Origin of the sequence: Actinoplanes cyaneus (assembly GCF_016862095.1) — a bacterium.
Lineage (GTDB): Bacteria > Actinomycetota > Actinomycetes > Mycobacteriales > Micromonosporaceae > Actinoplanes > Actinoplanes cyaneus.
Map to the genome: position 1 here is coordinate 103,806 of NZ_BOMH01000059.1, position 19,880 is coordinate 123,685.

The 19,880-nt window shown below is 70.6% G+C and carries 20 protein-coding genes; 7 read left to right on the plus strand and 13 right to left on the minus strand.

What is annotated here, in order from left to right; translation table 11 throughout:
• Positions 1-34 precede the first annotated feature (34 nt).
• The 4 genes from Acy02nite_RS35690 to metX form a co-directional block, all read right to left on the minus strand.
• Positions 35-2,230 (minus strand): putative bifunctional diguanylate cyclase/phosphodiesterase, encoded by a 2,196-nt coding sequence (locus Acy02nite_RS35690; RefSeq protein WP_203751515.1) that lies wholly within the window; start codon positions 2,228-2,230, stop codon positions 35-37.
• Positions 2,231-2,757: 527 nt separating this feature from the next.
• On the minus strand, positions 2,758-3,240 hold the full coding sequence (locus Acy02nite_RS35695; RefSeq protein ID WP_203751518.1) for a CoA-binding protein: 483 nt from the start codon (positions 3,238-3,240) through the stop codon (positions 2,758-2,760).
• Complete coding sequence (locus Acy02nite_RS35700) at positions 3,237-4,595, minus strand: O-acetylhomoserine aminocarboxypropyltransferase/cysteine synthase family protein (RefSeq protein ID WP_239175488.1); 1,359 nt, start codon at positions 4,593-4,595, stop codon at positions 3,237-3,239. The genes Acy02nite_RS35695 and Acy02nite_RS35700 overlap by 4 nt, the downstream gene beginning before the upstream one ends.
• A complete protein-coding gene (gene metX, locus Acy02nite_RS35705) occupies positions 4,592-5,746 on the minus strand; it encodes a homoserine O-acetyltransferase MetX (RefSeq protein ID WP_203751521.1) in 1,155 nt (384 codons plus the stop codon). Before metX ends, Acy02nite_RS35700 begins: the two co-directional genes overlap by 4 nt.
• 91 nt (positions 5,747-5,837) lie before the next feature.
• On the opposite strand from metX, the gene Acy02nite_RS35710 reads away from it, so the two are divergent.
• Both Acy02nite_RS35710 and Acy02nite_RS35715 read left to right on the plus strand, forming a co-directional pair.
• The gene (locus tag Acy02nite_RS35710; RefSeq protein ID WP_203751524.1) at positions 5,838-6,386 is read left to right on the plus strand and encodes an OsmC family protein; all 549 of its coding nucleotides are present in this window, start codon (positions 5,838-5,840) and stop codon (positions 6,384-6,386) included.
• A gap of 1 nt (position 6,387) precedes the next feature.
• Complete coding sequence (locus Acy02nite_RS35715; RefSeq protein ID WP_203751527.1) at positions 6,388-7,635, plus strand: NAD(P)-binding domain-containing protein; 1,248 nt, start codon at positions 6,388-6,390, stop codon at positions 7,633-7,635.
• Here the strand turns inward: Acy02nite_RS35715 and Acy02nite_RS35720 are convergent.
• The 3 genes from Acy02nite_RS35720 to Acy02nite_RS35730 all read right to left on the minus strand — a co-directional run bounded on the left by Acy02nite_RS35720 (position 7,629) and on the right by Acy02nite_RS35730 (position 10,203).
• Complete coding sequence (locus tag Acy02nite_RS35720) at positions 7,629-8,546, minus strand: patatin-like phospholipase family protein (protein ID WP_239175489.1); 918 nt, start codon at positions 8,544-8,546, stop codon at positions 7,629-7,631. The genes Acy02nite_RS35715 and Acy02nite_RS35720 overlap by 7 nt on opposite strands.
• 188 nt (positions 8,547-8,734) lie before the next feature.
• Entirely contained in the window at positions 8,735-8,965 is a 231-nt protein-coding gene (locus Acy02nite_RS35725) for a hypothetical protein (RefSeq protein ID WP_203751530.1), read from the minus strand.
• The gene (locus Acy02nite_RS35730) at positions 8,962-10,203 is read right to left on the minus strand and encodes a lactate racemase domain-containing protein (RefSeq protein ID WP_203751533.1); all 1,242 of its coding nucleotides are present in this window, start codon (positions 10,201-10,203) and stop codon (positions 8,962-8,964) included. The genes Acy02nite_RS35725 and Acy02nite_RS35730 overlap by 4 nt, the downstream gene beginning before the upstream one ends.
• 109 nt (positions 10,204-10,312) lie before the next feature.
• Here Acy02nite_RS35730 and Acy02nite_RS35735 point away from each other — a divergent pair, with 109 nt between their 5' ends.
• Positions 10,313-10,732: a PPOX class F420-dependent oxidoreductase gene (locus Acy02nite_RS35735; protein WP_203751536.1), complete on the plus strand. Its 420-nt coding sequence runs from the start codon at positions 10,313-10,315 to the stop codon at positions 10,730-10,732.
• A gap of 150 nt (positions 10,733-10,882) precedes the next feature.
• Here Acy02nite_RS35735 and Acy02nite_RS35740 read toward each other — a convergent pair whose 3' ends face one another.
• Positions 10,883-11,725: a CE1 family esterase gene (locus Acy02nite_RS35740; protein ID WP_203751539.1), complete on the minus strand. Its 843-nt coding sequence runs from the start codon at positions 11,723-11,725 to the stop codon at positions 10,883-10,885.
• 81 nt (positions 11,726-11,806) lie between these two features.
• Here Acy02nite_RS35740 and Acy02nite_RS35745 point away from each other — a divergent pair, with 81 nt between their 5' ends.
• Together Acy02nite_RS35745 and Acy02nite_RS35750 are read left to right on the plus strand one after the other, a co-directional pair.
• Positions 11,807-12,382 carry a TetR/AcrR family transcriptional regulator gene (locus tag Acy02nite_RS35745; RefSeq protein ID WP_239175490.1) on the plus strand — a complete coding sequence of 192 codons (576 nt, stop codon included), beginning with the start codon at positions 11,807-11,809 and terminating at the stop codon, positions 12,380-12,382.
• Positions 12,383-12,667: 285 nt separating this feature from the next.
• A complete protein-coding gene (locus Acy02nite_RS35750; protein ID WP_203751541.1) occupies positions 12,668-12,856 on the plus strand; it encodes a hypothetical protein in 189 nt (62 codons plus the stop codon).
• 50 nt (positions 12,857-12,906) lie between these two features.
• Here Acy02nite_RS35750 and Acy02nite_RS35755 read toward each other — a convergent pair whose 3' ends face one another.
• The 3 genes from Acy02nite_RS35755 to Acy02nite_RS35765 all read right to left on the minus strand — a co-directional run bounded on the left by Acy02nite_RS35755 (position 12,907) and on the right by Acy02nite_RS35765 (position 15,062).
• On the minus strand, positions 12,907-13,107 hold the full coding sequence (locus Acy02nite_RS35755; protein WP_203751544.1) for a ferredoxin: 201 nt from the start codon (positions 13,105-13,107) through the stop codon (positions 12,907-12,909).
• Positions 13,104-14,309: a cytochrome P450 gene (locus tag Acy02nite_RS35760; RefSeq protein ID WP_425548141.1), complete on the minus strand. Its 1,206-nt coding sequence runs from the start codon at positions 14,307-14,309 to the stop codon at positions 13,104-13,106. The genes Acy02nite_RS35755 and Acy02nite_RS35760 overlap by 4 nt, the downstream gene beginning before the upstream one ends.
• Positions 14,310-14,423: 114 nt before the next feature.
• Entirely contained in the window at positions 14,424-15,062 is a 639-nt protein-coding gene (locus Acy02nite_RS35765) for a TetR/AcrR family transcriptional regulator (protein WP_203751548.1), read from the minus strand.
• A gap of 129 nt (positions 15,063-15,191) precedes the next feature.
• Between Acy02nite_RS35765 and Acy02nite_RS35770 the strand changes: the two genes are divergently transcribed.
• Entirely contained in the window at positions 15,192-15,713 is a 522-nt protein-coding gene (locus Acy02nite_RS35770; protein WP_203751559.1) for a DUF6985 domain-containing protein, read from the plus strand.
• Positions 15,714-16,100: 387 nt separating this feature from the next.
• Here Acy02nite_RS35770 and Acy02nite_RS35775 read toward each other — a convergent pair whose 3' ends face one another.
• Entirely contained in the window at positions 16,101-16,928 is an 828-nt protein-coding gene (locus Acy02nite_RS35775) for a patatin-like phospholipase family protein (RefSeq protein WP_203751562.1), read from the minus strand.
• Positions 16,929-16,974: 46 nt separating this feature from the next.
• On the opposite strand from Acy02nite_RS35775, the gene Acy02nite_RS35780 reads away from it, so the two are divergent.
• On the plus strand, positions 16,975-17,868 hold the full coding sequence (locus Acy02nite_RS35780; protein ID WP_203751564.1) for a hypothetical protein: 894 nt from the start codon (positions 16,975-16,977) through the stop codon (positions 17,866-17,868).
• A gap of 16 nt (positions 17,869-17,884) precedes the next feature.
• Here Acy02nite_RS35780 and Acy02nite_RS35785 read toward each other — a convergent pair whose 3' ends face one another.
• Positions 17,885-19,855, minus strand: coding sequence for a S53 family peptidase (locus tag Acy02nite_RS35785; protein ID WP_203751567.1), 1,971 nt, complete (start codon positions 19,853-19,855; stop codon positions 17,885-17,887).
• Positions 19,856-19,880 lie beyond the last annotated feature (25 nt).

The following is a 19,880-nucleotide window of genomic DNA, read 5'->3' on the forward strand; positions in this document are numbered from 1 at the left end:
GTCGCCGGAGCAGCCGTCCTGACCTGGCTGCGCGTCACGCCTCCACGGCGTGGACCCGTGGCCGGAAGTCCGGTGCCGCTTCCGGCCGACCGAAGTGGTAGCCCTGCAGCAGCCGATAGCCGAGCGCGTACAACGCCTCCACCTGCTCCCGCGTCTCCACTCCCTCGGCCACCGCGGTCAGCCCCAGACCGTCACTGACCTGGATCAGCGCGCGGGCGATGACGGCGTGGCGCCCGGCTTCGGTGACCCGGTCGACGAAGGACTTGTCCACCTTCAGCACGTCGACCGGCACCGTGTGCAGCAGCCCCAGCGAGGAGTGCCCGGTCCCGAAGTCGTCCAGCGCGATCCGCACGCCGAGCGCCCGCAACGCGTGCAGCGCGGTCACGGCCTGGCCGCCGCCGAACACCGCCGTCTCGGTGACCTCGACGGTCAGGCAGCGCGCCGGCAGCCCGGTGCTGATCAGGATGTCCGCGACCGTCGCCGGGAACTGCGGCCGGGCCAGCTGGCGCGCCGACACGTTCACGCTGACCCGGTCCGGCGCGTCCGGGCCGAGCGCGGCCCGCCACGCGACGAGCTGCTCGCACGCGGTCCGCAGGATCCACGCGCCCAGGTCCACGATCAGCCCGTTACGCTCGGCGACCGGCACGAACTGTGCCGGGCTGATCAGGCCGCGCTGCGGGTGCTGCCAGCGGACCAGCGCCTCGACGGCGGTGACCCGGCCCTCCGGCATGGCGACGATCGGCTGGTAGACGACCCGGAAGTCACCGGCGAGCAGCGCGGCCCGCATCTCCGCGCCGAGCCGGGCGTGCTCGCCGGCCCGCTCGTCGAGCGCCGGCGACCAGTGCCGGTACGGTTCGCCGGTCTCCTTCGCGGCGTGCATCGCCGCCTCCGCGCGCCGCAGCGCCTCGACCGGCCCGCCCGCCTCCGCCAACCCGATGCTCGCACCGACCAGCAGCTCGTGCCCGCCCGCCTCGACCGGCGCTGCCAGCGCCGTGACCAGCCGTTCCGTGATGTGGCCGGCGGACTCCGCGTCGGGCAGCAGCAGCGCGAACTCGTCCCCGCCGAGCCGCGCCACCGGCGTGCCCGGCGCCGCCGCCACGATCCGCGCGGCCAGCTCAGTGAGAACCTGGTCGCCGACCGGCCGGCCCAGCTCGTCGTTGACGTTCTTGAAACCGTCGAGACCCAGGAACAGGACCCGCAGTTCGCCGGTACGGGCCCGGTGCGCCAGCGACTCCTCGAAATGCCGCCGGTTCGGCAGCCCGGTCAGGTCGTCGTGCATCGCGATTTCGCGCAGCTCCGCCGCCTTCACCCGCACCTGCCGGGTCAGCCCGGTCATCCGGATGGCGGCCAGCAGGAACAGCGCGCCGGAGGCCACCCCGATCACGATCCGGTCGAGCATGCCGTCCCCGGCGCCCGGGATGAACAGCATCGCCGGGGGAAGCAGCGTGCACGCGGTCAGGAAGATCCGCTGCGCCCGGCTGAGATCATCGGAGGCCGACCCGGCGCGCGGCTTCTCCACGGCCATCGACGGGTGCAGCGCCGCGGCGGCCCACAACACGTACGAGAGCAGCCAGCCGGCGTTGAACTGCCAGCCGTCGGTGTCGCCGTGCAGGCTGACCACCGAATACCCGCAGTCGGCGAAGAGCAGCAGCGCCGTCGCCAGCCCGAGCAGCCAGGTGCTCGGCGAGCCGCCGCGCATGGTGCCGAGCCGGACGAGCATGGTCAGCAGCAACGCGTCCGCGGCCGGGTAGGCGGTGCTGATGAACCAGGTGAACGCGGAGGTGGCGGACTCGGCGGCGATCGGGTGCAGCACCAGGATCCAGAAGACCAGCCCGAGACCGATCCCGGACATCACCGCCGGAGTCACCGCGGAACCGTCGCGCCGGGCGCGCAGCAGCAGCCACAGCCCGGCCGCCAGCATCGGATAGGCGGCCAGGTAGAACGCGTCGGCGACGGACGGGTAGGGCTCCTGGTCCAGGCCGTAGCGGTAGTACTCCCAGATCAGGTCGCCGACGACCGAGGTCGCCTGGCCGGCGCTGAACCAGTACCACGCCGCCGCCTGCCGCGGCCGGTGCAACCGGACACCGACCAGGATGCTCAGCGCGGAGATCAGGCCGATCCCGTTGTAGACCAGGTTGAACGCGAGACCGTCGGCGTCCAGGAAATAGCAGCCCGCGATGACGGCCACACCGGCCGCCACCCACCAGAACCACACGCTCTCTCGCCGCACGGGCACTGAATCGTCCGACAACGCTGGTAGCTGAGCGTTACGCCGCCCACTGCGACGCAAGCCTCAGCGCTGCCCGGCCCGGCGGAGACCCTCGAAGACCAGGAAATCCAAGATCCGGATGTCCCCTCTCCGCTGTGGTCCGGACCGTCGCTCCCGCGGGGACCCTTCCGGGCCGAGCAGGGCGCTGGCGCGCCCAGAACGCTCAGCCCGCAAGGGCGACGTCCGCGGGTGGTCCCGCTCAAAACACCAACCCCGTCCACGACTTCCGTCTGCCGGGAGGTCCTGCCCGCCGGAGTCCGCGATATCGGCGATGGGTCACCGCAGCGACGCGCTCACCCTCCCGGCTGGTGCTCATGGTCGTTATTCGTGCCTCATAACGACCATGAGCACCAGCCGGGAACCGCGCGTCGCGCCAGGGCCCGGACCCGCGGACAGGCCTCGCGGCGTTCGATCCAGGGCCACTGCCCGGCCCGGGGACGGGCGGCGGCGCAGGGTTTACTGCCGGGTCCGCGGACAGGGCTTGAGGGTTACTGCAGGCCGGTGCGGACCGAGGTGATGCGGTGGGTGTTGAAGCCGAGCCAGTGCATGCGGCCCGCGTACCGGGCGTGCTCGATCTTCAGGCAGCGGTCGGCCACCACGGTCAGCCCGGCGTCGGCCGCGATCCGGTTGCCCTCCTCGTTGATCACCCCGAACTGGCACCAGAGCGCGCCCGCGCCGATCGCCACGGCCTCCTGCGCGATGCCCGGCAGCGCGCTCGGGGCCCGGAAGACGTTCACGATGTCGACGTGACCGGGGATCTCGGCCAGGCTCGCGTAACTGCGCTCGCCGAGGATCTCCGACTCGCGCGGGTTGACCGGGATCACCTGGTAGCCGTGGCGCTTCAGGTAGTAGCCGACGAAGTAGCTGGCCCGTAGCTCGTTGCCGGAGAGCCCGACGATGGCGACGGTTTTCGTCGTGTGCAGCAGCCGCTGGATCGCGGTCACGTCCTGATACCGAGCCAGATCAGTCATCGCTGCCCCTCTGAAAGCTGCCCCTCTGAAAGCTGCTCCTCTGAAGGCTGCCCCTCCGAGAGCCGGCCCTCCGAGAGCCCGTTCAGGGCCTGGTCGAGGTCCCAGATCAGGTCGTCGACGGATTCGAGCCCCACCGACAGCCGGATCGTGCCCGGCCCGACCCCGGCCGCGCGCAGCTCGTCGTCGCTGAGCTGCCGGTGCGTGGTGCTGGCGGGGTGGATGATCAGGCTTTTCGCGTCGCCGACGTTGGCCAGGTGCGACCAGAGCGTGACGCCGCGGATGAGATCCTGGCCGCCGTCGCGCCCGCCCGCGCAGTCGAAGGAGAAGACCGCTCCCGGTCCGAGCGGAAGATACTTTCCGACGAGTTGCCGATAGCGGCTTCCGGGCAGCCCCGCGTACGTGATGTTCGACGCCCGCGGGTGCCGGTCGAGGAACTCCGCGACCCGCCGCGCGTTGGTGACGTGCCGTTCCATCCGCAGCGACAGCGTCTCCAGCCCCTGCAGGAACAGAAACGCGTTGAACGGCGACAACGCCCCGCCGAGGTCGCGCAGGGTCTCGGCGCGCAGCTTCATCAGGTAGCCGTACGTCCCGAAGGTCTCGTGGAACTTCAGCCCGTGATAGGCGGGCGACGGCTCCGCGATCACCGGGAAACGCCCGTTCGACCAGTCGAACGTGCCCGCCTCGACGACCACGCCGCCGATGCTGGTGCCGTGCCCGCCGAGGAACTTCGTGGCGGAGTGGATCACGATGTCGGCGCCCCACTCGATCGGCCGGCACAGGTACGGCGTGGCGAACGTGTTGTCCACGATCAGCGGCAGCTCGTGCTCGTGCGCGATCGCCGCCACCGTCGCGATGTCCAGGACGTTGCCGCCGGGGTTGCCGATCGTCTCGGCGAAGAAGGCCTTCGTCGTGGGCCGGACCGCCTTGCGCCAGGCCTCCGGGTCGTCCGGGTCGACCCAGGTCAGGTCCACGTTCAGTTTGCCGAACAGGTGTTTGAGCTGGTTGACGGTGCCGCCGTAGAGCGCCTGCGAGGACACCACGTGGTCGCCGGGCTGCAGGAGGGTGAAGAGCGCCGCCGCCTGGGCCGCGATCCCGCTGGCGAACGCTACCGCCCCGGCGCCGCCCTCGAGGCTCGCGACCCGCTCCTCGAACACCGCCACGGTCGGGTTCATGATCCGGGAGTACGTGTTGCCGTACTCCTGCAGGTTGAAGTAGGCCGCCGCGGACTCCGGGTCCTCGAAGACGTAACTCGTGGTCTGGAAGATCGGCACCGCTCGGGCGCCGGTGTTCGGGTCGGGGCGTTGCCCGGCGTGCAACTGGCGGGTCTCGAACCCGAACTCGTGGTCGTCGCTCATGCTCGGCCTTCGGTGAGGAAATCGCGGACGATGGGGGTCTGCCGCGCTTCTTCCAGCAGGAAGCAGTCGTGGCCGTAGGGCGCGTCGATCAGGTGGAACTCGGCCTCCTTGCCGCTCTTGCGCAGCGCGTCGAAGATCTCCTCCGAGGCCGACGGCGGGTAGAGCCAGTCGGAGCTGAACGCGATCAGCAGCGTGCGCGCCATGATCGTCTCGGCGGCGGCCGGGAGGTCGAGCTGGAAGTAGGTCAGGGCCCGCGACAGATGCAGGTACGTGTTGGCGTCGAACCGCCGCACGAACGAGGACGCCTGATGCCGTAGGTAACTTTCCACCTCGAACTCCGGCTCGTGCAAGGTGTAGCGGAGGTCGCCGCCGCTCTGCAGCCGTCGGCCGAACTTCTCCGCCAGCGACGGCGCCGACAGGTAGGTGATGTGCCCGACCATCCGGGCCACCCCCATCCCGGCGTCCGGCGCGCGTCCCGTCCCGTAGTAGTCGCCGCCCTGCCACGCCGGATCCCGCATGATCGACTCGCGGGCGATCGCGTTCCAGGCGACACCCTGCGGCTGCAGCGCATGCGTCGAGGCGATGACGACGATGTTGTTCACCTGATCGGGGTAGCTCGTCGCCCACTCCAGGGCCTGCATCCCGCCGAGCGAGCCGCCGGCCACCGCCGCCAGCCGGTCGATCCGCAGCTCGGCCAGGAACGCCCGTTCGCACCGCACCATGTCGGCCACCGTGATCACCGGGAACGCCGAGCCGTAGGGGCGGCCGGTGTCCGGGTCGGTCGAGGACGGCCCGGTGGTGCCGCGGCAGCCGCCGAGCAGGTTCGTCGAGACGACGAAGAAGCGGTCGGTGTCGAACGCCTTGCCGGGCCCGATCATGCCGTCCCACCAGCCGATCCCTTTCGGGCTCGCGGCGGCCGCGAAGCCGTCCCGGGTGCCTTCCGGCGGCGGGTCCGGCGAGAGCCCGGCCGCGTGCGCGTCGCCGCTGAGGGCGTGGCAGACCAGGATCACGTTGTCCCGGGCGGGGGAGAGGGTCCCGTACGTCTCGTAGGCGACCCGGACCCGGCGCAGCGAACGGCCGCAGTCCAGGGGCAGTGATCCCGGTAGATCCAGGTGCTGGGTTGCGACGGTGCCGACGGATCCGGGGCTCATAACTATCCGAAGTTATGCCAGGCCTTGATCATTGTCTAGTAGCTTGATGGGTCTTGTAGAACAGGCGGTGGACAGGGAAGGATCCCAGGCCATGACCACTATTGATAACGGCGTCAACGTCCAGGCGCTGCTCGACGCGCGGGAAGTCCTCAAGGGTGCCCCGGAGGCCGCGCAGTTCACCTGGCGCGCGAACAGCAAGTGGACCAAGGGCGTGCACAGCACCACCACGATCGAGAAGTTCTTCGGTCTCGGCCAGGAGCAGACCCACAAGAACGAGACCGAGTTCGCCTCGGATCACCCGGCCGTGTTCGCCGCCGAGGACAACGGCATCACCCCGATCGAGTACCTGCTGGTCGGCCTGGCCGGCTGCCTCACCGCCGGCGTCGCGTCGGTCGCGCAGAACCGCGGCATCCAGCTGCGCTCGGTCGAGGCGACTGTCGAGGGCAACCACGACATCCGGGGCATCCTGGGCGCCGACAGCGACGTCCGCAACGGCTACAACGACATCAAGGTGACCTTCCACATCGACGCCGACGCGTCGAAGGAGGAGATCGAGGCCCTCGTCGCGCAGTCCCAGAAGCGCTCGGCGGTCTTCGACGCGCTCACCAACCCGACCGACGTGACCGTCGAGGTCGCCTGAGTTGTCCGCCGAACGCGTCACCACTGTCGTCGTCGGCGCCGGTCACGCCGGCCTCGCGGCGAGCCGGTTCCTCACCGGACGGTCGATCGACCACGTCGTCCTGGAGCGCGGCGAGGTGGCCAACTCGTGGCGGCGCGAACGCTGGGACTCGCTGCGGCTGCTGACGCCGAACTGGCTGAACCGGCTGCCGGGCCTGCCCTACACCGGCCCGGACCCGGACGGTTACCTGACGAGCGGCGAGGTTGTCAGCCTCGTCGAGCACTTCGCCGCCGTCAACCGGGCACCGGTCAGAACCGGAACAGAGCTGACCTCCCTTTCCCGTACGGACGACGGCTACCACCTCGTGACCGGCGCCGGAGAGATCCACGCCCGGTCGGTCGTGCTCGCGAGCGGGGCGTGCAACGTGCCGGTCACCCCGGCGTTCGCCGCGGCCGTCCCGTCGCCGGTGCGGCAGCTGACCCCATTCACCTACCGCAACCCCGGCCAGGTCCCGGCAGGCGGGGTGCTCGTCGTCGGCGCCTCGGCGACCGGTGTGCAGATCGCCGCCGAGCTGCAACGATCCGGGCGGCAGGTGATCCTGTCGACCGGCGAGCACGTGCGGCTGCCCCGGCTGCACCGCGACCGCGACGTGCTGTGGTGGATGGACGCGTCCGGGGTGTGGGACCAGCGCTACGACGAGGTCGACGACCTCACCCGGGCGCGCCGGCTCCCGTCCCCGCAGCTCGTGGGCGGCCCAAAACGCGAGACGCTCGACCTCAACGCGCTCACCGAGCTCGGGGTCGAGCTGGTGGGGCGGTGGGCCGCCGTACGCCAAGAATCGGCTCTTTTCTCGGGTGGCCTGCGCAACGTGTGCGCCCTCGCCGACCTGAAGATGAACCGGCTGCTGACCGGTTTCAACCAGTGGGCCGGGATCACCTCACCGGCGGAGGAGATCGCGCCGACCCGGGTCCCCGCGCGCACCCGGCTGAAGCTGGACCTCAGCAGCGGCGAGATCGGCACGATCATCTGGGCGACCGGTTTCCGGCCGGACTACCGCTGGCTCGGCGTGCCGGTGCTCGACGAGAAGGGCCGGCTGCGCCACGAGGGCGGCGTCGTCGCCGACAGTCCCGGGCTCTACGCGCTCGGCCTGCCACTGCTGCGCCGCCGCCGCTCCACGTTCCTCAACGGCATCGAGGACGACGCCCGCTTCGTCGTCGACCATCTCGCCGGCCGGTTACCAGGCGGATCAGAACCGGCCGGGCGTCAGTAACCCGCGTCGTCCAGCGCCTTCTCGGTCAGGCCCCGGCCGAGCTCGATCATCTCGGCCGCGCGGTGGAAATCGAGCACGCGGCAGGCGTTGACCGGGATCGCGACCTGGACGTCCGGCGGCAGCCCGGCCATCCGGTACCGGGAGATAAGATCCTGCATCGCGTCCAGTGACAGCGACAGCACGTCGGCGATCCGCAGGTCGGCGGGGAGCGCCTCGGGAATGTTCGGGATCTCGGCCGGATCGGCCGCCGGGTCGCGCCCGCTGAGCCGGAACACCTGCCGCAGCCGGACCCGCCAATCCTCGAACCACTGCGGCTCCGCCGTGGCCCGCACCGGCGCGGCGGACTCCTGCAGCGGGCGCGGCGCCTGCAGGGACACCGCGATCGTCAGGTCCGCCCCGGACGCCGCGGTGGGCTCGATCGGCACCGGGTTCAGCATGCCGCCGTCGGCCAGGAGCCGCCCGTTGATCACCACCGGGGTGATCACTCCCGGGATCGCGATCGACGCGCGCACCGCCGCCCGCAGCGGCCCCTTCTGGAACCAGACCTCCCGGCGGGCCGCGATGTCGGTGGCGACCGCCGTGTACGGGATCGGCAGCTCCTCGATGTCGACCTCGGTGAGGAAGCTGCCCAGGCGCCCGATCAGCCGATCCGCGGCCATCGCGCCGGGCGAGGACCACTTCGGGTCGACGAGCCGGAGCACGTCACGCTGCTTGAGCGTGGACGCCCAGTCGGCGAACTGCTTCAACTGCCCGGCCGCGAAGACCCCGCCGACGAGCGCGCCCATCGACGACCCGGCGATGGCCGCGATCTCGAAGCCGCGCTCCTCGAGCACCTGGACGGCGCCGATGTGCGCGAAGCCGCGCGCCCCGCCGGAGCCCAGCGCCAGCGCCACCCGCCGCGACCGCATCATGCGGGCATGCTACCGAAATGCGGGCCAGTGCTCCGGCCTTCAGGCCGGGGGTGAAGGCCCGCGCTGGGAGGGCTGCCACGGTCCGAGCAGTGTCCCGGCGGCGCGCAGAGAAGCGGTAACCCACCCGGACGTTGCGTGTTCCCCGCGCAGCGTGGAGGGAATCCTCGTCCTTTAGGGCGAGGAGGATGTCAACGAACCCGGTGGCCTCCATGATCAACATCCGGCCGGACCGGCGATCGCGTGGGCGCCGGCCCGCTCGTCGGCGGCGAAGGCTGGGGGAGACGCCGAGCAGCGCCACGACCCGGGCCGAGCACTCGGGCGGCCGGCGCGAGCAGCACCGACGAGTCGACGCCACCGGAGAACGCCACGCCGAGCCGATCGATTCCGGTCAGCAGGTCGCGCAGGCGTTCAGCAGTCATCGGATTCCCTCCGCGGAGACTCCGACCTCTTGCCGCAACCGGAACAGGACCTCGCCGGCGTTCGGCACCACGAACGCGTCCGGGTCGGCGAGATCGACCGCCGCCGGGTCCAGGTGGTCGAGGTTCGCGCGGCGCACGACATCCTCCGGGATGCTGGTGGCCAGGGTGACCGTCACCCGCAGCCGCTCCCCGTTCACAGTGTCGAACGTGCCGGCGCCGCGCAGGTGGGTGGAGTGCGCGAGCACCCCCCAATGGTGGTGCGAGAACCGATCCCACTGCTTCAGGAAGTAGTCCCGGCAGTGGTAGCCGATCTCCTCGATCTCCGGGTGCATCGCGGCGATCCTGGTGATGTGCGGGGCGTAGAGAATCACCCGGCCGCCGTCGGCGACCACCGGCTCGACCTTGTAGAAACCCTTCGCGCCGGTCCACATGTCGTCGTACTTCTCCGGAATCACCGAGATCACCTTCGGTACGGGCGCGTCCAGGTACCGCACGTGCGTCTGCGCGGACACCTCGGCACACGCGGCCCACGCCTGCTCCGGCGGCCCGAACGACGCCGCGTGCAGCGCGCCCGTCCCGGACTGGACCACCAGGCACAGCGCCAGCCGTCGCGACGGGATCATCGCGGCGGCCTGGTCGATCAGCGCCCGGACCGGTGTGATCCCGCGCGTCCCGATGATCTCGGCACTGGTGATCAGCGCCCCGAGCCAGTGCGAGAAGTCGATGATCTCCGCGCCGGCGACCCCCGGGACGAAGTACTTGTTACCGCCCGAGAAGCCGACCACCTCGTGCGGGAACACCGGGCCGACCACCAGGCAGACGTCGTGCTCCACCACCGCCCGATTCAGCACCACGTCGACGTCCTGGCTCATCCGGCCGTCGGAAAGCTCCTTCACCCGCGCCGCCGGGATCACGCCGACCGACACCAGCGAATCCTGATCGTGGTTGCGCACGGTGACACCCGGATACGGTCCGCCGAGATGGTGGCGCAACTGATCCTCGGTCATGGGCGCGTGCGTGCCGAGCGCGATCAGCACGGTCACCGCGGCGGCCCGGCCGTGCAGGGCCTCGTGGAGAGCGCCCATCAGCATCGGCAGCGGGCAACTGCGGGTGGCGTCCGGCACGATCACACACACGCGCTTGCCGTCCAGATCCTGCGCGGCGGCCTGCTCCCGGACCCACGCCCGCACGTCCGCGTCGTCGAGCACCCGCCCAGGCCCACCGATTGTGCTAGTCACCTGCATACTGTGGAGCGCCGCGCACGGCCGCGGCAAGCGTTTCCACCGCCTTTCCCGTACGTTCGTGGCAGGCGCCCCCGTCGCGCCGTGCCCGACTAGGGTGAGCGCCATGAGCGTGAAGCTTTCCTCCGAGCTGCGTGACCTGATCCGGTCGGGTCCGCTCGCCCATCTGACGACGATCAACGAGGACGGCAGCCCCCAGGTCTCGGTGATCTGGATCGGTCTCGACGGTGACGACGTGGTCAGCGGCCACCTCGGCCGCTACCTGAAGGTGCGCAACATCGAGCGTGACCCGCGGGTGGTTCTCTCCTTCGAGGCGCCCCGGCAACCAGGTGTCGTGATGGCCGAGCACGCGGTGCTGACCGCCACGGCCTCGATCGAACCGGACGACGACACCTGGGACCTGCTCAACGACCTGCACAAGGTCTATGTGGATCCGGCCGGCGAGTTCCCGGCGCCGCGCAAGCCGGGCTTCGTCATCCGTTACTGCGTGGATCGCGTCGGCGGCGTCGGCCCCTGGGCCGGCTGACGGCCAGGACGGCTGGGCGTTCTCGTACCGCCCTGAACGGGTCCCGCCGGGGCAGTGATCCGGAGCCCGGCCGGCGGCGGACGTCGACGGTGGTGAGCGTTGCCGGTGGTGGGCGTTGCCGGCGGTGGACGTCGGCGGCGGTGAGCCACGTCAGCCGGTGAGACCGAAGAAGTCGGTGACCAGCTCGGCGGTGTCGACGTCCGAGCTGGTCCGGCCGACGATGAAGGCAGCCGGCGCGCGCCGCGGCCCGGGAATGGTGTGGCCGCCGCCGTGGACGGTGTAGAGGGCGACCGGCGGCCGGCCCGGCTCGCGATACTCGGTCCTTTCTACCGAGGTCCCACCGCCCGGTGTCACCGGCAGTCGCGTGCTGGCCGCCGCCGCGGTGATGCCGTTGCGAGCGGCGAAGTAGGCGGCGGTTTCCGGCACCGACAGCGACCGGCCGCCGAACTTGAACACCGTCCGCGTCAACCAGCCCGGCGCTCCACCGTGGTAGCTGACGATCGGGTCCTTCGTGCCGTGGATCAGCAGCACCGGCAGCGGCGCGGGCGGGGCGTCCGCGAAAAGGAAACTTTCTGCCACCGGCATGGTGGCGGCGACAACCGCCGCGCCGGCGAGCAGTCCGGGCGCCTCGTGGGCCAGGCGCATCACCATCTGACCGCCGTTGGAGTAACCGATGGCGAATACTTTCTCCGGGTCGACGCCGTGGCTCGCCGTCAGCTCGGCGATGACCGCGCGGACGAACCCGACGTCGTCGATGTTCTCGACGCGCGCCGGGAAGCCACTCTCGCGGCGGGCGTCGTTCCAGTTCCCCCGGTACCCGTCGAGGTAGACGACGACCGCGGGCAACTTGTCGAAGAGCGCGCCGGTGACGTCGCGGTGCTTGCGACCGTTCTGCTTCGAGCCGTGGAAGACCAGAACCAGGTTCTTCGACGGGCCGCCGACCACGGTGTACGTCCGGGTCCGGCCGCCGACCTCGACGCTGTCACGCAACATGGGTACTCCCAGCAGTAAGCGGATCAACTATCCGCTTCAACGTAGCACAAGGGGATGGGCCATCCGGTTATCCTGGTGACCATGACCACCGCCCCGCTGCGTAAAGACGCCGCCCGCAACTGGCGCCGCATCGTCGAGATCGGCCGGCAGCATGTCGACGACGGCATGCCGATCCAGCTCAACGACGTCGCGCGGGCCGCGGCGGTCGGGGTCGCCACGGTCTACCGGCACTTCCCGACCCCGGAGGCGCTGCTCGAGACCGTCGCCACGCCCGGCCTGGAGGCCCTGGTCGCGCACGCCGAGCAGGCCCTTGCCGGGAACGACCCGTGGGCAGCACTGCGGGACTTCCTGCTCACCGTCGTCGACGCGCAGATCACCGACCCGGCGCTGCCCCCGGTCTTCGCCGCGCCGGTCAACGCGCTGCCGCACACCGCCGAGCTGAAGCAGCGGCTGGTCGAGCTGTCCGGGCGGCTGCTCGACCGGGCGCACGGCGCCGGAGTCGCGGACCCGGAGGTGACCAAGGCCGACATGCTGCCCCTGATGTGCGGCGTGATCTTCGCGGCGACCGTCCACCAGGACGCGGCGGCCGCCCGCGCGTCAACCGCCCGCCGTTACCTCACCGTCCTGCTGGAAGGTCTGCGGAAAACGCCCGACTGACGCCCTCGCCCCGGATCCCGTCGCTCGACCAGTTCGGCGAGGTTTGGTGCCGGCCCTGTGGTGGACGGCCGTACCGTTCAGGACTGCTTCGTCAACTCCGGCCTTCTTGGCAGCCGGGCAGCACTGGTGGCGGCGAACTCTTCAGCGTGGTCTGCCGACGCCGATAGTGATCGAGTGCCGCGATGGAAGGAAGCCCGGTGGAACCGGGCTCTACTGATCGCTGGATGGCTCGTTGTGACGTTGGCGTGTGTAACCACGTCAGCCCCACTCCAGAACGCCCCTCCGATGTCGGCCTACGAGACCGACGGCTCACTCCTCAGCGCCTGCCGCGATCTCGAAGCCCGAAGAGGCTGGGGCATGAACTGCGATGCCCTGGCCGACGTCACGCCGAAGAGCTGCGCCGAACTGATGGAGCGGCTACGGGAAGCGCGATGGGGCGGAGAATCCAACGGCTTCCTGCTCGACTGCAAGTGAAATGCGTCGAGGGTGGTCGAGTAACGAGGTCCGCGTCGCCGTGCCGGTGGTTACTCCGTCAGGGAGAGAGCTCGGCTCGGGCAGATGTCGACGGCGACCTGGGCCCGCTTCACGGCGTCGTCGTCCGCCGGGGTGTCCCGGAGGACGACGACCGTACCGTCATCGTCGCTCTGATCGAACGCGTCGGGGTCGGTCAGGACGCACTGGCCCGCTCCGACGCAGCGATCGAGGTCCGCCACGATCCTGGTCATGCCGGATCGTCCCAGGTCACCGGAACCTCGTGGATCCCGTAGATGAAGGCGTCGTCCTTGTACCGCAGGCTGTCGGCGGGCGTGGTCAGCCGCAGCGTCGGAATCCGGCGGACGAGGGTGTCGAAGACGATCTGCAGTTCCATGCGGGCCAGGTTCTGGCCGAGGCACTGGTGGATGCCGAAGCCGAAGGCGATGTGGTGCCGCGCACCCCGGTCGAGCTTGATCTCCTCCGCCTCGTCGAAGGCCGATGGGTCGTGGTTGGCCGCGTTGCTCAGCGCCAGGACGGGATCGCCGGCCCGGATGGTCACGCCGCCGATCTCCACGTCCTCGACGGCGACGCGGGAGTTCGCGAACTCCGCGATCGTGTAGACCCGCAGCAACTCCTCGATCGCGGGGAGCGTCCGCTCCGGGTCCTTGCGCAGCGCCGCCAGTTCGTCCGGGCGCTCCAGCAGCGTCACCACGCCCAGCGAGATCATGTTGGCGGTGGTCTCGTGCCCGGCGATCAGCAGCAGGAAGGCCAGCGACAGGACGTCCTCGGGGTCGTTGCCCTGAGTGAGCTGACGTCCCAGCAGGTCGTCGGTGGGGTCGGCGGCCTTCTCGGCGATCAGGTCCTTGAGGTAGTCGCGCAGCTCCTTGGCTGCCTGCTGCCGGCCCTCGTTGGTGACGGCGCGGCTCAGCAGGGCCGAACTGCGGGCCTGGAAGAAGTCGTGGTCCCGGTACGGCACGCCGAGCTGCTCGCAGATGACCAAGGACGGCACCGGCAGCGAGAGCGCCTGCACGAGGTCGGCGGGGCGCGGCCCGGCCAGCATCGCGTCGATGTGCTCGTCGACGATCTGCTGGATGCGCGGGCGCAGACCGGCCATGCGGCGCACGGTGAACTCGCCGACCACCGCCTTGCGGGCGGGACCGTGCTCCGGCGGGTCCAGCTGGATGATCGACGGGCGCATCAGGCCGAAGTTGGGCTGCTCGCGGGTGAACCGCGGAAAGTTCGGATTCTGGCGGTCGGAGCTGAACCGCGGATCCGTGAGCATGGCGCGGATGTGCTCGAGCCGGCTCAGCGCCCAGGCGACCTGGCCACTGGGCAGGGTCACCTGGGTGATCCCGGAGTCGGTGTCCCGGATGCGGGTGTGCTCGTCCGGAGGTGCGTACGGGCAGCGGCGGGTGGTCTGCAGAGCGGGAGCGGTCACCGGGCGAACCTCCATCGGTCGCGATCGAATCGAAGCGGAATGAAAACCTCCGCTTCCTCGCCGAGAATAGCCCCGAAACCGGACATCGGTCCAGAGTCGACAGCGAGGTCTCAGGAATCCAGGTGGTCGTCAGGAATCGAGGTGCAGGTCGGCCACGCTGACCGGCTCGCCGGGAAGCACGCTCTGCCCACCGGAGTGCAGACCGTCCAGGATGAGGGTCAGACAGCGCCGCATCAGCAGGCCGGACATCTCCGCGGACCGGCTCGGTGGCGGTTTGAGCAGGAACGACACGACCGCGAACACGTCACCGGCGCCGACGTCGGACCGCATCGACCCCTCGGCCTGGGCCTGCTCGACCAGGCGCTCGATCACGCCGGTCACCGCGGCGCGAGCCTGCCGGAAGTCGGGCGCCTCGTTGAGGGCCTGCCGGGCATGCTCGTCCATCATGGTCACATGCGTGCTGAACCGCAGGTCGACGGCCCGGCGGACGATCTTCACGAGGGCATCCCACGCGGTGGGCTCCGCATCGATGGCGGCGTGGGCGTCGGCCAGGATCGCCGTGAGGCCCTCCAGGACCACGGCGCGCAGCAGCGACCCCCGGTCCGGGAACCGGCGGTAGAGCGTGCCGACGCCGACCCCGGCCCTGCGGGCGACCTCGTCCATCGGCGCGCCCGGACCGATCTCGGCGAACACGACCCGGGCCACGGCCACGATGTGGTCGCGGTTGCGCTGGGCGTCGGCTCGTAGTCGTGTTGTTTCGGCCTTCATCGAATCCTCCTGCGTTCCGGGCAGATTATCCGGGCGCGGTCCCGCCGGCCATCGGCTGCCGGTCCGATCTCCCGGCGTGCGCTCCACAACCCGCGAAGGGCTCGGCACCCGTCAACTAAGGTTTGATCCGTGGAGATCGCGGGGCTCGGTGTGGTGGTGCTCGACGACAAACTGGGCTGCTGGCTGAGCGAGGAGATCGCGATCCCGGTCCTCGACGACACGCCCTGCCTGGTCGCGATCCGGGGCTACGACGACGACCCGGCCCCGGAGGACTTCCACGCGGCGATCCGGAACTTCCTGACGCTCGACCGTTCCGTGCTGCTCGCCGCCGCGCCGCACATCTTCGCCTACTACCGGGACGTCACCGAGGACGCCGGCGACGACTGGCGGGTGGAGATCGACAGCCCCGCGGACGTGTTCGACCACCTCCGCTTCGTCGAGCTGGTCACGATCGAGCGCGACCAGCTCGACGACCGCCACGTCTACGTCTCGGTCGAGGGCGACTGCGACTGGAACGACGAGGACGGCCTGCAACTCGTCTTCCGCGACGGCCTCGCGGTCACCAAGGCCGGCCCCTTCGACGGACATCTCACCAACGCCGGCGCCTACGCCGACGAGTCCCTGCGCGGCGTGGTCTACCCGGCACGCTGACCCAGGACCTGAAGATCAACATCAAGATCTTCATGTCCTACGTCCGCTGTGGTCCAGGTCCGCTGCTCCCGCGGGGACCCTTCCGGGCCGAGCAGGGCGCTGGCGCGCCCAGAACGCTCAGCCCTCCAGGGCGATCTCCGTGGGTGGTCACCCTCAAACGGACCCACGCGAACTCCGCCTTGGGCCGGACTCGCAGGCGCGCCCCGCTCTTCCCGGCTGGTGCTCACGGTCGTTATAAGGGACGAACAACGACCGTGAGCACCAGCCGAGAGCGTGAGTCGCGCTGGGCGCCCGACCACAGCGGGCATCGCGGGCGGTCAGGACCAGGAGAGCCGGACGTCAGAGCTGGGCGTGCGGGTGGTCAGGGCTGAAGATGGGTGCGGGTGGTCAGGACCAGGCTGCGCGGACGGCGTCGGCGAGCTCGTCCGCCTGACGCAGGCCGGCCCGGACCGCGGCGGGACGACGGACCGGATCCATGAAGTTGCCACCGAACGCCTCCAGAGCCTCCTGATCCGGCTCGATCAGCAGCGTGTGCGCCGCGCCCGTCGCCGCCATCTCGTCGAGGATGCGGTCACGGCTCAGCGCGGCCATCGGGGCGACGACGACCAGGTGGGAGGCGCCCGCGGCCAAGTCGGCACCGGCGCCGATCCGCACGCCGCCGTCCATGAACCGCCGGTCGCCGATCGTGACGGGCGGCATCAGCCCGGGGACCGCGCAGCTCGCCGCGACCGCCTGCAGCAGCGGAGCGCTGGACGCGGCGGTCAGCACCACGTCCTGACCGTCGGCGGTGTCCACGACGACGAGCCGCAGGTCACGGGCCGGCCACTCGCGGGTGGGCAGGAGCTCGCCGATCCGGGCGAGCCACTTCTGCTCGTCCACCGTCGTCGCGGCCAGAGCCATCGCCCCGACCCGGGCGCGCGCCTCCCGCGCCGGGATCGACGGGTCGAGCAGGGCGGCCATGGTGGCCATCCACTGGCCGGGGCGCGGCCCGGAACGGCCCGGAGGTGCCACGACCTCCTGCGCCTGGACCTTCACCGCCGCTTCCAGGTCGGCGCCGGAGGCGACGAGGGTGCCGACGACCGAGCCGGCCGACGTGCCGATGATCGTGTCGGCGTCGACGAGCGGGACGCCGGCCCGCTGCAGCCCGTGGAGGAGTCCGAGATGCCAGGCGATGCCGGTCACGCCACCGCCGCCGAGAACGAGTGCCTTGGTCACGACCCCGAACGATAATTGGTTCGCGCGCGTAGCGATATAGTGCGCCGTGGGCAGCAGCAGGGAGTTCGACGCGTTCGGGCCGTGGGTTCTGCGGGTGCGGTCGGCGGACGAGGTGCCGCCGCTCTACCGGCCGACGGAGCTTGACCCGGCCGCGTTCCGCCTGGTCCTGAAGGTGCCGCGGCGCATCGAGCGGCGCGACGCGCATCCCGGCATGGATCTCTACGACTGTCTGATCGCGGTCGGGGACGAGCTCCTGACGATCATGATGAGACGCGATTCCGGGTTCGAGACAGTCCGGCTTCCCTTCGACCGGATCGTCGCCATCGAGCAGAGCGTCCGCCTGCTCGACGGCCGGCTCACGATCCGGTCGGCGACGGGGGAGCAGGTGCTGATCCCGTACAACGGATCGTCTCAGCCTTTGATCGATGAATTGACCCGGCTGCTGCGGGACTCCTATCTGCTGTTCTCCGCCGTGCCCAAGCCGGGCGTCGTGCACCGCGACGTGTTCCTCGGCCCGGCCGACGCGGCGCTGGCAGGGGTGTGCCGCGACGTGCTGCGCGACGAGCCCGGCATGCGGGTGATGCACGCGTTCGCGCGGCGGGTCGTCACCCCGGACTCCGGCCCGTTCAGCCCGATCGTGCACCGGCTGCGCCCGATCACCATGCACGCCGGGATCGTGCTCGCCGACGAGCGGGAGATCCAGCTGATCCACCGGCGGGAGTGGTTCACGCCGGCCGGAGACAACCACTCCCTCGCCCGCACGATCGTGCCGCGGGCGCGGATCACGGCGGGCGGCGCCGGCCCGCACCCGCGGTACCGGGACGTGTCCGTGGTGACGGTGGTGCTCGACGCCGTACGCCTCCATTGGCCCTTGCCTGATGGCCCGGAGCTGGAGGCCTTTCTCGTGGCTGTCGGCCTGACCCGGGCGGAGGCCCACTAGGGCCTCCGCCCGGGGATCACCGGCGGCCGGGGACCGCGGAGAAGAACTTCTCGCCGGGCACGCCGACACCGGTCTCGGCGTCGTAGCCGGGCGTGCTGTGGATCGTGGTGGTCTGCACGTCCACCTGCCGCAGGATGTACGACAGTCCGCCGCTGGCGTCGATCCCGTTGACGAAGTTCGTGCGCGCCTCGTAAAGCGGCGTGCTCGGCGCCGTGACGTCGTGCAGCGCCGAAGTGCCCAGCTCACGGTAGTAGAGCGGGTTCACGAAGCCGAGCGGGTGCCGCGCCTTCTGGTTCGCGATGGCCTGCATGCCGGCGAGCAGCGGCGAGGCGAGGCTGGTGCCGCCGATCCGGTACTCGTCGTAGTGCACGCCGTCCGGGAACGTCTGGGTCTGGCCGACCCGGAAACCGGTGTTCGGGTCACCGGGCATCGAGATGTCCGGTGTGGTCCGCGCGGGCGTCGCCGAGAAGTACTTCGAGATCGACGACGGCACCTTCCCCCGCTGGTAGAACGGTTGCGGGAACAGGATGCTGGTGCCGCCACCGCCACCGGAGGTGTACGCGGACGGGCCCCACGCGCCGTCGGTCAGTGTCTGGTAGGCGTTCTGCCAGCCGTGCTCCCAGACCCGGTTGCCCCGCTTGTCGATGCCGACGCTGGTGCCGCCGACCGCGGTCACGAACGGCAGGTCGGACGGGAAACTGACCGACTTCGACGGCAGGTCGGTGCCGCCCGAGGTCTGGTCGCCGGCGTCGCCGCTGGAGAAGTCGACGGTGATGCCGGTCAGCGCCGCCTTCAGCGAGAACAGCTGGTAGAACTTGACCGTCTCGGCGCCGAGCAGCTCCACGTCGTCGGTGCCCGAACCCCACGAGTTGGTGACGATGTCGGCCACGTGGTCGTCGATCGTCTGCGCCCACGCCTCGTCGAGACCGGCGAGACAGTTCGGTGCGCCCACGTAGACGATCCGGGCGCCCGGGGCCATCGTGTGCACGGCCTCGATGTCCAGGGTCTCCTCGCCGTACCAGCCGCTCGCGTCACACAGCTCGGTGTCGGTGTACCCGTCGGCCGGCGGGGTGATCTGCGAGAACTGGCCCGGCTCGAGAGCCGGAAGACCATACTTGCGGCTGTACGTCCGCACGTCCCGCGCGATCGTCGGGGACGCGTAGGCGTCGGTGACCGCGACCGTCACGCCGCGACCGTCGAGACCGCGCTTGAGCTGCTCCGTCACGCCGTACGCGCTCTGGTACTGCTTCGGGGTGTACCCGCAGACGACGTACGGCTTCTTCTTGCCGTCCGGCGCCGCCGGCAGCGTCGTCGCGACCTTCTCACCGTAGTACGACGAGCACGGCGTGCCCGCCCGGAACCCGTCGGACGGCGGCGGCAGCGTGTCGGCCGGCTTCTTCAGCAGCGAGCCCTGGTCGATGCCGACGACCGCGTTGACCAGGCCGGTCACCACGGCCGGCGCGTCGGAGGGCAGGGACAGGTCGGTGCTGTTCGCCGTGACCGTCTTCCCCTCGTACGTGTACCGGCGCACCGTCGTGCCGAAGGTCTTGTCGATCTGCGCGACAGTGCCGGACGCCTCGACGTAGAGGCCGCCCGCGAGCGTGTCCCGCACCCGCAGGCCCTGCCCGGTGAGCCAGGAGGTCACCGACCTGACGTCGGCGGCCGAGGGGGCGTACGCCGCCGTGAACTGCGCGTTGTTCAGGTACTGCCCGTAGCTCGCGCTGTCCGGGTCGGACAGGGCCGCGAGCCGCGCCTCCGCGCCGGCCTGGTCACGCATGGTGAGCAGCAGGCCGAACTGGACGGTGCCGACGGGCGCCGGGGTGCCGGCGTCCTTGGCCTGGCCGATCCACCGTGGCTTGCTGCCGCCGAGGGTGTGCCGGCCGGGTCGCGACGCGCTGGCGGGCGTCGCGCCGAGGACCGAGACGACTGCCGCGCCGAGGGCGACGACAGCAGTGACCCGGTACCTCAGCGTCGATGGGATCAACATCCGGTGTCTCCCTACTTAACTTCGT

Coding starts and splice junctions, on each gene's coding strand:
- Acy02nite_RS35695 (WP_203751518.1), bottom strand. CDS start 3,240: ATGACTGATCTGGCTCGGTATCAGGACGTGACCGCGATCCAGCGGCTG.
- Acy02nite_RS35700 (WP_239175488.1), bottom strand. CDS start 4,595: ATGAGCGACGACCACGAGTTCGGGTTCGAGACCCGCCAGTTGCACGCC.
- metX (WP_203751521.1), bottom strand. CDS start 5,746: ATGAGCCCCGGATCCGTCGGCACCGTCGCAACCCAGCACCTGGATCTA.
- Acy02nite_RS35710 (WP_203751524.1), top strand. CDS start 5,838: ATGACCACTATTGATAACGGCGTCAACGTCCAGGCGCTGCTCGACGCG.
- Acy02nite_RS35720 (WP_239175489.1), bottom strand. CDS start 8,546: ATGATGCGGTCGCGGCGGGTGGCGCTGGCGCTGGGCTCCGGCGGGGCG.
- Acy02nite_RS35725 (WP_203751530.1), bottom strand. CDS start 8,965: ATGACTGCTGAACGCCTGCGCGACCTGCTGACCGGAATCGATCGGCTC.
- Acy02nite_RS35735 (WP_203751536.1), top strand. CDS start 10,313: ATGAGCGTGAAGCTTTCCTCCGAGCTGCGTGACCTGATCCGGTCGGGT.
- Acy02nite_RS35740 (WP_203751539.1), bottom strand. CDS start 11,725: ATGTTGCGTGACAGCGTCGAGGTCGGCGGCCGGACCCGGACGTACACC.
- Acy02nite_RS35745 (WP_239175490.1), top strand. CDS start 11,807: ATGACCACCGCCCCGCTGCGTAAAGACGCCGCCCGCAACTGGCGCCGC.
- Acy02nite_RS35750 (WP_203751541.1), top strand. CDS start 12,668: ATGTCGGCCTACGAGACCGACGGCTCACTCCTCAGCGCCTGCCGCGAT.
- Acy02nite_RS35755 (WP_203751544.1), bottom strand. CDS start 13,107: ATGACCAGGATCGTGGCGGACCTCGATCGCTGCGTCGGAGCGGGCCAG.
- Acy02nite_RS35760 (WP_425548141.1), bottom strand. CDS start 14,309: ATGGAGGTTCGCCCGGTGACCGCTCCCGCTCTGCAGACCACCCGCCGC.
- Acy02nite_RS35765 (WP_203751548.1), bottom strand. CDS start 15,062: ATGAAGGCCGAAACAACACGACTACGAGCCGACGCCCAGCGCAACCGC.
- Acy02nite_RS35785 (WP_203751567.1), bottom strand. CDS start 19,855: ATGTTGATCCCATCGACGCTGAGGTACCGGGTCACTGCTGTCGTCGCC.